This is a genomic window from Salinibacterium sp. SWN167 (genome assembly GCF_015864665.1).
GTDB lineage: Bacteria > Actinomycetota > Actinomycetes > Actinomycetales > Microbacteriaceae > Rhodoglobus.
On sequence record NZ_JADYWU010000001.1, the window covers coordinates 1,935,593 to 1,947,685 of the forward strand.

10 protein-coding genes are annotated in these 12,093 nt (G+C 59.4%); 4 read left to right on the forward strand and 6 right to left on the reverse strand.

What is annotated here, in order from left to right:
* Positions 1-116: 116 nt before the first annotated feature.
* Positions 117-500 (reverse strand): DUF3040 domain-containing protein, encoded by a 384-nt coding sequence (locus tag I6E60_RS09245; RefSeq protein WP_197124923.1) that lies wholly within the window; start codon positions 498-500, stop codon positions 117-119.
* Positions 501-573: 73 nt separating this feature from the next.
* Here I6E60_RS09245 and I6E60_RS09250 point away from each other — a divergent pair, with 73 nt between their 5' ends.
* Positions 574-1,692 (forward strand): polyprenyl synthetase family protein, encoded by a 1,119-nt coding sequence (locus I6E60_RS09250; protein ID WP_197124925.1) that lies wholly within the window; start codon positions 574-576, stop codon positions 1,690-1,692.
* An 86-nt stretch (positions 1,693-1,778) separates the two neighbouring features.
* Here I6E60_RS09250 and I6E60_RS09255 read toward each other — a convergent pair whose 3' ends face one another.
* A complete protein-coding gene (locus I6E60_RS09255; RefSeq protein ID WP_197124927.1) occupies positions 1,779-2,120 on the reverse strand; it encodes an Rv2175c family DNA-binding protein in 342 nt (113 codons plus the stop codon).
* Positions 2,121-2,324: 204 nt separating this feature from the next.
* Between I6E60_RS09255 and I6E60_RS14390 the strand changes: the two genes are divergently transcribed.
* Positions 2,325-3,797 (forward strand): LysM peptidoglycan-binding domain-containing protein, encoded by a 1,473-nt coding sequence (locus tag I6E60_RS14390; RefSeq protein ID WP_231601180.1) that lies wholly within the window; start codon positions 2,325-2,327, stop codon positions 3,795-3,797.
* A 58-nt stretch (positions 3,798-3,855) separates the two neighbouring features.
* A complete protein-coding gene (gene pknB, locus I6E60_RS09270) occupies positions 3,856-5,829 on the forward strand; it encodes a Stk1 family PASTA domain-containing Ser/Thr kinase (RefSeq protein WP_197179827.1) in 1,974 nt (657 codons plus the stop codon).
* Between the two features lie 116 nt (positions 5,830-5,945).
* Here pknB and I6E60_RS09275 read toward each other — a convergent pair whose 3' ends face one another.
* Both I6E60_RS09275 and I6E60_RS09280 read right to left on the reverse strand, forming a co-directional pair.
* Complete coding sequence (locus I6E60_RS09275; RefSeq protein WP_307784439.1) at positions 5,946-7,316, reverse strand: class II 3-deoxy-7-phosphoheptulonate synthase; 1,371 nt, start codon at positions 7,314-7,316, stop codon at positions 5,946-5,948.
* Between the two features lie 140 nt (positions 7,317-7,456).
* The gene (locus tag I6E60_RS09280; protein ID WP_197105512.1) at positions 7,457-8,140 is read right to left on the reverse strand and encodes a 1-acyl-sn-glycerol-3-phosphate acyltransferase; all 684 of its coding nucleotides are present in this window, start codon (positions 8,138-8,140) and stop codon (positions 7,457-7,459) included.
* Positions 8,141-8,301: 161 nt separating this feature from the next.
* On the opposite strand from I6E60_RS09280, the gene I6E60_RS09285 reads away from it, so the two are divergent.
* Positions 8,302-10,125, forward strand: a complete 1,824-nt coding sequence (locus I6E60_RS09285) for a long-chain fatty acid--CoA ligase (RefSeq protein WP_197124931.1) — start codon at positions 8,302-8,304, stop codon at positions 10,123-10,125.
* A gap of 138 nt (positions 10,126-10,263) precedes the next feature.
* Here I6E60_RS09285 and I6E60_RS09290 read toward each other — a convergent pair whose 3' ends face one another.
* Positions 10,264-10,755, reverse strand: coding sequence for a peptide deformylase (locus tag I6E60_RS09290; protein WP_197124932.1), 492 nt, complete (start codon positions 10,753-10,755; stop codon positions 10,264-10,266).
* A gap of 4 nt (positions 10,756-10,759) precedes the next feature.
* A complete protein-coding gene (locus I6E60_RS09295) occupies positions 10,760-12,085 on the reverse strand; it encodes a MinD/ParA family protein (protein ID WP_197124935.1) in 1,326 nt (441 codons plus the stop codon).
* Positions 12,086-12,093 lie beyond the last annotated feature (8 nt).

Sequence of the window (12,093 nt, forward strand, 5' to 3'; positions counted from 1 at the left end):
TTTTGGGGTGGAGGAAAATGGAGCAAAAATGACCGATTGTTGGTCGTCAACCCCAATCAGGGCACAAAAAAAGGACCAGCCCGAAGGCTGGTCCTTGAAAGTGGAGGGAGTGGGAGTTAGCTATTGCCGTCCTGACGGCGATCCCAACGCTGGTTGATCGTGTCCATAAACGAGGTGCCGCGCTTAGCCGAGCGGCCAGACGAGGCAGATGACGGTTCAGGTATTTCGTCGGCGTCTCCGGCACGGGGTGGCGCTACGAAAAGCAAAACACCAACAAACATGACGACGAACCCAAGCACGCCGACAAGAGGCTGCTGGATGATGACACCCGTCAGTAACGCAATGATTCCGGCGACCCCGACAAGCACGCCGACAACCATCATTCGATAGTTGGGCTTACCTTTGCGGGGGCTGACTGCGCTGACGAAGTCGGCATCGTTTTGATAGAGGCTGCGCTCCATCTCGTCGAGGGCCCGCTGCTCTTGCTCTGAAAGCGGCATTCCGTTCCCCTCTCTCTGGGATTCACGGCTAGATCTCTATAGTACGCCCCCATTCACTAGGTAGGCTAGACGGGTGCCTGAGAGTAACCAGTTAGTTGACCTTGTCCAGCTGAAAATCGACGAATTTCTCACCGAGAAGCGCGATGAACTTAATGCGATCGCTCCCGAATTGACAGCCCTCACCGACGTCGGTGGTGGGCTTCTCTCGGGCGGCAAGCGTTTTCGGGCGCTGTTCTGTTACTGGGGATGGCAATCAGTCGCCGGTCTCTCCTCTTCTGACGACCCATTCGCTGAGAACTCCGCGAGTAAAGACCTCACGGGTGTGTTGCTTTCGGCATCCGCCCTCGAGCTCTTCCACGCGGCAGCACTCGTGCACGACGACATTATGGATCGCTCCGACACCCGCCGCGGTGCGCCTTCCGCTCATCGCCGCTTCGAAAAAATGCACATCGACGGCGGATGGAGTGGCAATGCCGAAGCATACGGAGAATCATCCGCACTCCTGCTCGGAGATTTGCTCTTGGGCTGGAGCGACGAGCTCTTAGGGCGCGGTATCGCTACGCTCCCCCGCCCCTCAGCTCTGGCGGCGCGCAAAGAATTCATGACGATGCGCACAGAAGTCATGGCTGGGCAGTTTTTAGACATCCACGATGAAAGCGCGTGGGCAAGCTACCCCGAGTCAGAAGCCCTCGACCGTGCGCAGCGTGTCTTAATCTACAAGTCTGCGAAGTACAGCGTTGAGGCCCCGCTCGCGCTCGGCGCCAGTTTGGGTGCCGGCACCGACGAGCAAATGGCTGCGCTCCGCAGCTTCGGGCTTCCCCTTGGCGTTGCGTTCCAATTGCGCGATGACGTGCTCGGCATTTTCGGAGATCCCGAAGTGACGGGCAAGCCCGCCGGCGACGACCTGCGCGAAGGCAAGCGCACAGCAATCATTGCGATCGCTCGCGAAAAACTCTCGACCAGCGCCAACGCCATCCTGGACGAGCTGCTTGGCGACCCCGATCTCAGCGATGAGCAAGTGAACATGATTCGTTCAACGCTCGAAGAGTCTGGTGCTGTCGCAAAGGTAGAGAAGGTTATCGCCCGCAACCTTGAACGCGCGTGTGAGGCAATCGAGACAGCAAACCTCGCGCCGACAGCGCGTGCCCGCCTCCTAGAATTGGCCGAAGCCGCTACAACGCGATCGTTCTAGGGCGCTAGTGAGCTCGAGCGATTACAGAGCTGGCTGCCACAGAGTGTGGCCGCCCGTGCACTAGTGCGCTGCCGCGCTGAGCGTGCTTAGAAACCGAGGGCCTGAGCGACACGGCGAACTTCAGCCTTGCGACCAGCTCTGAGAGCCTCAACGGGCGCGACGCCCAAACTCGGCTCGCTAGTGAGCAACCAGTTCATTGATTCATCGGACGAGAATCCGGCGTCCGAAAGAACGATCACGGTTCCCCTCAGTTCGCGCAGCGGCGATCCGTCGACGATGAATACGTCGGGAACCTGCCACACCCCATCGATTTTGCTCGCGAGGAGGGCGCCTTCCTCAATGAGGCGACGCACTTGGCTCACCTTGAGTCCGAGGAGCTCGGTGAGGTCTGGAACAGTAAGCCAGTTGATGGTGGGTGATTCAGTCACACGTTAAGACTGCCACGACACAGGTGTTAAATCTGACAGTTAGCACGGCATACCCAGAATATTCACTAGTGAACTTAGGTAACACCAGTCACATCAGTCACGCTAGCCACAATGGTTGACACTAATAAGCTTCTGTGACAGCGTTGAGCCGGTGATCTCAGTGATCACATGTACCTTCTCGGGGCCGGGAGCAGGAAGAACGCCATGACACATTTTACAATTGACGACACAGACAACATTGCTTCGACCGTTTTTGCTGGGCTAGTGCCCGCAGCATCCGTCGAATCACCTGATCGAGCTCGACGCATCGCTCAACAGCGCGCCCGCGTCAACCGTGGCGTCATGAATACCGTTCCCGTTCTCTTGGTCGGGTCACTCGCCGCTGCGACGTTCAACCTCACCGGGCCAGTAGAACCTGTCAACGCTAAAACGCCTGACGATCCCCGACTTTCGACGGAACGCGCCGCCAAGCCGACTCGGGTAGCGACTACGACGATCAGCGAAGCGTCAACCACAATCATCGGGCCCGCTCCGGCGAGCTACCGCGTTGCTGAAGGCGATACTGTCAGCGACATCGCCTCGCGCTATGGACTCTCCACCGCATCCGTCTTGGCATTGAACGGGCTGAGCTGGTCATCGATGATCTTCCCCGGACAAGAGCTCAAGCTGACGAAGGACGTCGTCAACACCGTCCCCAGCGTGAACCACGTCAAAACCACCAACGGTCAGTACACGATCGTCGCTGGTGACACGATCAGCGGCATCGCCCACAAATTTGGCGTCTCAACGATTTCAGTGATGTCGGCAAACGGTCTCGGCTGGTCGAGCATCATCTACCCGGGGCAGCTGCTGATAATTCCCGGCAACTTGAGCTCCCCCAGCCAGGAAACCGAAGAGTACGATTTCACCGCCGATAACGACGACGCCCCCAGCGAGAACGCGTCATCAATCGTCACCGAGGATGCCGCAGCGGATGTCGTCGAGACTCCCGCCGAAGTCGAGGTTGAGGTCGAAGCCCCAGCCCCCGTCGTGGAACCAGAGTCCGAACCAGCGCCTATCGCTGAAACGGCCCCGACTCCTGTCGAGGGAAGCACCTACCTAGTCGTTTCTGGTGACACCGCCTCCTCCATCGCATCGCGCGCCGGAATCTCCACTCAAGCGCTACTCGACGCAAACGGCCTAACCTCGTCAACCGTGATCTTCATCGGCGACAAACTGACGATCCCCTCGTCAAGCTCTGTACTCGCCAGCACCGGCGGAAGTGTCACCTACCTCAACTCCGAAATGCAGGCGAACGCCCAAGTGATCATTCAAGTCGGCCGCGATCTTGGCGTCTCCGACTACGGCATCACAATTGCGCTCGCCACCGCCATGCAAGAGTCGAGCTTGCGCAACCTCACCTGGGGTGACCGCGACTCTGTCGGCCTCTTCCAACAGCGCCCAAGCTCAGGCTGGGGAACTGTCAGCCAACTCACCACACCGTCTTATGCTGCGCGGCTGTTCTACGGCGGATCGAGCAACCCCAACAAGGGAATCACGCGCGGACTGTTGGAAATCTCGGGCTGGCAGAACATGAGCCTGACCCAAGCAGCACAGGCCGTTCAAATCTCAGCACACCCTGATGCATACGCAAAATGGGAGACATCCGCCCGATCTTGGCTAGAACAGCTCGGCTAAGCGCCAGAATAGCCGTGTCTAGCGGCACTCTCGAAGCTCAGAACTTTAGACTCTGAAGGTGAATGCGAACTCTACTGATCCGATGATCGGCCGTCTGCTCGACGGTCGGTATCAGATTCGTTCGCGCATCGCGCGTGGCGGCATGGCAACCGTGTACCTTGCCACCGACCAACGGCTCGAACGCAAAGTCGCTATCAAGGTAATGCACGGCCACCTTGCCGACGACAGCAAGTTCAAGGAACGCTTCGTTCAAGAGGCTCGATCCTCAGCACGGTTGGCCCACCCCAACGTCGTCAATGTCTTCGACCAAGGTCAAGACAGCGACATGGCCTACTTGGTAATGGAATACCTGCCCGGCATCACTCTGCGCGATCTACTGCTCGAACACCGCATCCTCACAACCGAGCAGACACTCGACATCATGGAAGCCGTGCTCGCCGGCCTCGCCGCCGCCCACAAAGCTGGCATCGTTCACCGCGACCTCAAACCAGAGAACGTCTTACTCGCCGACGACGGCCGCATCAAGATCGCCGACTTCGGACTCGCCCGTGCCGCTAGCGCCAACACTGCTACCGGCGCCTCACTGCTCGGGACAATCGCGTATCTCTCCCCCGAACTTGTGACTCGTGGACTGGCTGACACCCGTAGCGACATCTACGCCGTCGGCATCATGATGTACGAAATGCTCGTGGGCGAGCAACCCTTCAAGGGTGAGCAACCCATGCAGATTGCTTATCAGCACGCCAATGACGCCGTGCCGAGCCCCAGCTCACGCAACCACCTCGTTCCCGCAGAACTAGACGACCTCGTGCTCTGGGCGACCGCGCGCGAGCCGGATGACCGCCCCAAAGACGCACGAGTGCTGCTCGACCAGCTGTACCAAACGCACAGTTCGCTCATGACCGCGCTGCCGCCCACGGCATCCACTGCAGTTCAGCGAACGATGGTGCTTCCGAGCGCTCCGGCGGAAGAACCACAGAACTCGACGGCAGACACCCAGGTATTCGGCGCAGAGCTTCAGCAGGTTGCCGCTCCGGCTCCGACCCAAGTGTCCGAGAACACCACCACGCTGTCGACCCGCGCGACGAAACGAAAGTCACGCGGCTGGTGGCTGCTCGTCCTCATCGTTCTGCTCGTCGGTGGGGCAGCCGGTGCTGGCTGGTACTTCGGGGCTGGCCCCGGCTCACAAGTGACGATTCCTGACAGCATCCGCAATGCTACGCCCGAAGAAGCCCAAGCAATCTTGGAAGACCTTGGGCTCGTCGTCAGCGATGAACTCGGCGAAACCTATGACCCAGTGGTCGCGGTCGACCTTGTGGCGAACTCCGCTCCAGAAGTGGGTGCGAGCGTGCCGAACGGCTCTCCCGTGCAGCTACTGATCTCGCAGGGTCCACGCCCACTCGCTGTGCCTGACTTCTCTGGAATGACGGAAGAAGAAGCGCGCGCTGCTATCGAAGCAGCCCCCTTCACTCTCGTCGAGCCCATCATCAAACAGTTCGACAGCGATATCGCGGCGGGTCTCGTCGTTGATGTACTTGGTGCAGACTCCGCATCAATTCTCGGAGCCGAAAACTACGGCGAGCTTCAAGACGTAACCCTCGTTATCTCCGCAAGCGCGCTGCCCGATGTCACGTGCTCTACCGTCGACGAAGCAACGCAAACCCTTGCCGGAGTCGGGCTGAACGCCGAGACCGGCATCCAAGTATTCAGCGACTGCCAAGAAGGTACCGTGGTTGCCATCGACTCCGAAAAGAATGCGGATGGGGTTGCACGCACATTCCGCGAAGGCGATACGGCGACCCTGATCATCTCGAAGGGCCCGGACCTCGTGCAGGTACCCGACGTTTCCGGAGAGACGATCAATGGGGCCATCGCAGAGCTCGAGGAACTCGACTTCATCGTCAACGTCGAGACCGACCTGCCGCAGGGATTCTGGGGTTCCGGCCTCGCCATAGTTTCCGGCACCGACCCGTCAGCGGGCGAGGCGATCAAGCGCGGCTCTGAAGTCACCGTTTACGGTCCGCAGATCTAGCTTCGGTTCTCGCCCACAGCGCCAAGTGGGCTGTGGCTCGCTACACCGCGAAAAACGCCCGGCACCCGTGACGCTCTCCTGAGAGAGTGCGGGGATGGCGGGCGTTTTCAGTGGCGCTAGAAAGCGCGAAGCTCCTCGGCTACCAAGAAAGCGAGTTCAAGCGACTGCATGTGGTTGAGTCGCGGGTCACACAGCGACTCGTAGCGAGTCGCGAGAGTAGCCTCATCGATCTGCTCTGAACCGCCCAGGCACTCCGTGACATCGTCACCAGTGAGCTCAATGTGGATACCACCGGGGTAGGTTCCCGCGGCGCGGTGCGATTCGAAGAAGCCCTTGACCTCATCAACAACATCGTCGAAACGACGCGTCTTGTAGCCAGTGGGTGTGGTGAGCCCGTTGCCGTGCATCGGGTCGGTGATCCACAGCGGCGTCGCGTCCATCTCCTTGATGGCCTCAAGCAGCGGCGGGAGCGCGTCGCGAACCTTGCCAGCACCCATGCGGGTGATGAAGGTCAGACGGCCAGGCTCGCGCTCAGGGTCAAGCTTGTCGATGAGCTGCTTCATAGTCTCGGGCGTCGTAGTCGGACCGAGCTTGACGCCGATCGGGTTACGCAGTCGCGAGAAGTAGTCGATGTGAGCACCATCGAGGTCGCGCGTGCGCTCCCCGATCCACAAGAAGTGGGCGCTCGTGTTGTACGGCGTGCCGGTGCGCGAATCAATGCGCGTCATCGGACGCTCGTAGTCCATGAGCAGACCCTCGTGGCTCGAGTAGAACTCGGTACGCTTGAGTTCGTCGAAGTCGGCTCCTGCTGCTTCCATGAAGCGCACTGCCTTGTCGATCTCTTTAGCAAGGCTCTCGTACTGGCGATTCGCCGGGTTGGCAGCGAAGCCCCTGTTCCACGAATGAACCTGGCGAAGGTCGGCGAAGCCACCCTGCGTGAACGCACGGATGAGATTCAGGGTCGAGGCTGCCGTGTGGTAGCCCTCAACCAGACGAGCAGGATCAGCAGTGCGGGACTCCGGCGTGAAGTCGTAACCATTGACGATGTCGCCGCGGTAGGCCGGCAGCGTGACGTCGCCGCGTGTCTCAGTGTCGCTCGACCGAGGCTTAGCGAACTGGCCAGCCATGCGGCCCATCTTCACGATCGGCTTCGACGCGCCGTACGTGAGCACAACAGCCATCTGCAGGATTGTCTTGACACGATCGCTGATCTGCTGCGCAGTCGCGCCCGCAAAAGTCTCGGCACAGTCACCGCCCTGCAAGAGGAACGCTTCGCCCTGAGCCGCACGCGCGAGACGAGTGCGCAGACGATCTACTTCGCCCGCGAAAACCAGGGGCGGCAGCGACGCAATCTTGCTGGATGCTTCTCCAACGGCGTCGGCATCCGGCCACTGTGGCTGCTGTTTGATGGGGAGCGTGCGCCAGTTGTCTAGACCCGCAATCACGGCGGGATCAGCAAGTACGACTGGTTCTGACGGGTCGACCACGAGGAGTTTCCTTCATACAATTACAGCGAAAATGAACGGGTTTGTGACCCACTATGAGCCTACCGGCACAAGTGGGTGCTGAGTGTCACCGTTACAGCACTGCTGCACGGCGAGACGCTTCGGTGAATAGCCCGCCGTTACTAACGACGTGCGGCGCGGTCCTTCACCGAGGTGGCATAGACATCCACATACTCCTGACCGCTGATGCGGTTGAGCTCGTACATGATCTCGTCAGTGATCGAGCGAAGGATGAACCGGTCACCCTCCATGCCCTCGAAACGGCTGAAGTCGAGCGGCTCACCGAACACGATTCCGATACGGCCCATGCGAGGAATCTTCGTGCCGATGGGCATGACCTTTTCAGTGTCGATCATTGCGACAGGAACAACGGGCACATGGCCTTCAAGAATCATGCGTGCGACTCCGGTACGGCCGCGATACATCTTGCCGTCGGGGCTGCGCGTTCCCTCGGGATAGATGCCGAGCACCTCTCCACGAGCCAAAACCGCTAGGCCGGTGTTGAGCGATGCCTCTGAAGCTTTGCCGCCGGAACGGTCAATCGGCAGCATCCCCGTGCCGTTGAAGAACGCCCGCGAGAGCCAGCCCTTAATGCCACGCCCAGTGAAATAGTCACTCTTGGCGAGAAAGAAGATGCGGCGGTCCATGATGAGTGGCAGGAACACCGAGTCGATGAACGACAAGTGATTGCTCGCCAAGATGACGCCGCCCTTGCGAGGAACGTTCTCAAGACCGGAAACCCACGGACGGAAGACGGTCTTCAAGATGGGACCGGCAACCAGATTCTTCATAAACCAATAGAACATGGCACCTCAATTCCTCGTCGCGGGACTCCCCACTCTACCGTTTGCCGGAACGTACCCCACAAACGGGTGCAAATTTTCTCACGCGCCAATGCGCACGTGGTTAGGCGAGCCTGACCTCGCTAGAGTGGAGTAGACCACCTACCGGTGCCAAAGGAGTTGCCGTGAAACAGTTTGATGTACCAGCCCTAGTTGAGGCTGACCCGGAAGCAAACGCTACCGATCTATTGATGGATCGCGTTGCGGCCACACCCAATAACGCGTTGTTCTCGCTCCCCACCGCCAATGGTGGCTGGAGCGATGTGACTTCGTCAGAATTTCTTACCCAAGTGAAAGCCCTCGCCAAGGGACTCGTCGCTGCTGGCATTGAGCCCGGCGACAAAATTGGCCTCATGTGCAAGACCCGCTATGAGTGGACGCTCATTGACTTCGCGACTTGGTTTGCGGGCGCAGTGCTCGTGCCAATTTACGAGACCAGCTCGCCCAGCCAGATTCTGTGGAACATCACGGACTCCGGCGCGACCGGGATGATCACAGAAACACCCGATCACTTCGCGCGCTTCGACGAGATTCGCGCCGACGTGCCCGGCATCGCCAATCTGTGGCAGATCGATTTGGGAGACCTCGACAAACTCGCCAAGTCGGGCACCGACGTCACCGACGAAGAAATCGAACGTCGCCGTAATCTGGCCAAGGGCTCCGATCTCGCGACGCTCATCTACACCTCGGGAACCACCGGAAAGCCCAAGGGCTGCATCATCACTCACTCCAACTTTGTTGAGCTGTGCCGCAACTCGCAAAAGGCGATCCCCGAGGTCGTCAACCCCGATTCGAGCACGCTGCTCTTCATTACGACAGCGCACATTTTCGCTCGTTTCATTTCGATCCTGTGCGTTCATGGCGGGGTGAAGGTCGGACACCAGCCTGACACCAAGATGCTCTTGCCATCGATGGCGTCATTCAAGCCGACGTTCCTCTTGGCTGTGCCACGGGTATTCGAGAAGGTCTACAACTCCTCGGAGCAGAAGGCTGAAGCTGGCGGCAAGGGCAAGATCTTCCGCAAGGCTGCCGACGTTGCGATCGCACATTCGAAGGCTCTCGATGAAGGACACGTTCCGCTGGGACTCAAGATCCAGTTCGCCGTCTTCGACCGTCTCGTGCTCTCCAAGATTCGGGCAGCACTCGGTGGTCGCGTGAAGTACGCGGTCTCCGGATCAGCTCCGCTCGGACTGCGTCTCGGTCACTTCTACCGCAGCCTCGGCCTCACGATCCTTGAGGGGTACGGCCTCACCGAGACAACCGCCCCCATCTCGGTCAACAAGCCGTCGAACTTCAAGATCGGCAAGGTCGGCCCGCCACTTCCTGGAGTATCGGTGCGCATCGCCGACGACGGCGAAATCCAAGCCAAGGGCGTGTGCGTCTTCGACGGGTACTGGAACAACCAGGCTGCCACCGACGACGTTTTTGAAGACGGTTGGTTCAAGACCGGAGATATCGGTCAGTTCGACGAAGATGGCTACCTCGAGATCACCGGTCGCAAGAAGGAAATCATTGTGACCGCCGGCGGCAAGAATGTTGCTCCCGCGGCACTCGAAGACCCCATCCGCGCTAACCCGATCATCGGCCAAGTAATCGTCGTAGGTGAACAGCGTCCGTTCATTTCGGCCCTCGTCACGCTCGATGAAGAAATGCTGCCCGTGTGGCTCGCCAACAACGGGCTCGACGCAACCTGGACACTAGAGCAGGCGGCGAAAAATCCTGCAGTACTCGCCGAAGTCCAGCGCGCGATTGACGTGGGAAACTCTCAAGTCTCCCGTGCCGAGTCAATCCGTAAGTTCCACATCCTCGATGCGGACCTCACCGAAGAGAGCGGTCACTTGACGCCCAAGATGAGCATCAAGCGCAATGTGATTCTGGCTGACTTTGCCGATGTAATCGACTCACTGTACTCAAACTCACCGGCGACAGAAGGTATCTCGCTGAAGTAACACTACAAAAGCTGAAGGCCCCGTCATACGCAAGTATGGCGGGGCCTTCAGCGTGTGATCCCCCGCAGACGTTCGCTAACGGGCGCACTCAATCACACGCGATCTCTCGAAGCGAGAGGGGCGTGATGTGGCTGAGGTTTAGTACCAGGGCGCCTGACGGATCGCGCGCATCGCTTCGCGCTTAGCCTCAGGCTCGAGGCCCTCGATATACAAATGGCCATCGAGATGATCGGTCTCGTGCTGCAACGCCTGAGCCATGAGCCCTTCGCCGCTGAGCTCGACGGGCTCGCCCGCGAGGTCTACTCCTGTGACGCGGGCGAAAGGATAGCGACGGCGCAAGAAATAGAAGCCGGGCACAGACAAGCAGCCCTCGTCCACCAGTTCCGACTCCCCCGACACTTCCTCAAGCACCGGGTTGATGATGTAGCCGATATCGCCGTCAATGTTGTAGCTGAATGCGCGCAAGCCGACACCGATTTGGTTAGCGGCGAGGCCGGCGCGGCCAGGCAGCTTGACCGTCTCAATAAGGTCGTCGATGAGGGCAGCAGCACGGGGATCGCCTATGACAATGGGATCGCATGCTGAGCGAAGGACGGGATCGCCAAAAAGGCGAATCTCACGAACAGCCATAGTGTCAGTTAGCCCGAACTGCGGGAAGACCATCCATGACAACCGCCGCGAGTTCGCGAGCAGCAGCCTTGGTCAACCTGTTGAGGTCGCGGTAATGCACAACGGACCCCGTAGCCAGGCTGGGGTCGTAGGGCACGCGAACGATCTCACGCACGCGCGACCTGAAATGAGCCTCGATCTCCTCAAGCTTCACCAAGTTGGTGCCCTGAGTGGCGGTGTTGATAGCCACGACAGCGTTCTTGACGAGATCTTCGTGCCCGTTGGATTCGAGCCACGTAAGAGTCTCTGATGCGAGACGCGCTTCGTCTACGCTGCCGCCGGAAACGATGACAATGGAGTCAGCTCGCTGCAGCGTTGCCCGCATAACCGAGTGAACAATTCCCGTGCCACAGTCAGTGATAGCGACCGAATAGAAACGCTCGGCCATGTCGGCGACAACGTTGTAGTCGTTTTCGTCGAACGCTTCTGACACATGCGGGTCAGTATCGGATGCCAAAACGTCGAGGCGAGTCTCGTCACGAGACACAACGGTTTGGAATTCGCTAAACGTGTGGAGCGACTCCGCACGCATCACGACATCGCGAACCGTTGCACGAGTTTGCTTGTCGATTCGCTCGGCAAGCGTTCCGCGGTCGGGGTTGGCATCGATCGCAATAATGCGGTCCTCGCGGGTATCTGCCAAGGCCATCCCCAGAAGAGCTGTGATCGTGGTCTTGCCCACCCCACCCTTGCGCGTGAGAACAGGAACGAAACGCGTTCCACCGACAAAAGTCTTGGTAACACGAGCCTCAAGAGCCTTGCGCTCTTTCACGCGGTACGAATCGCCGAGGTTCACGAGATGGAACGTCGCAGCGTAAACGAGTTCTTGGAAAAATCCCTCGGGCGCCGCGGTGCGGTTCTTCTTGCCAGGGTTGATGAGGCGCTCAGCCGTCAGCATCGTCGCCGTCTCTGGCGTCGTGGTGCGCACCTCGGTGCGCTGGCGACCGCGACGGGTCGTCGGACGGTCTGTTGGTGGCAGCTCCGGAATAACAGCCACTTCAGGCACGGACTCGGGCGGGATAGTCACAACCGACTCCGGCGCGAACGTGATTGTGGTGGTTGCCATGGATGCGACATCGACATGATGAGCGTTGACAGCAACATCGTCAATCGCTACGGCAGCTTCATGCTCAGGAGTCTCGCGAACAGCGACCGGCAGCGAGAGCGTGAAGGTCACGTTGTCGGTGTTCGGGGCCTGCTCGACCGTCGACTCCTTCGCATCGTGATCGGTCGACGTATCGTGCGCGTCGACGGACGGCTGCACATCAGGTTCATTGCGCTTCGTAGTCACGTATCGAT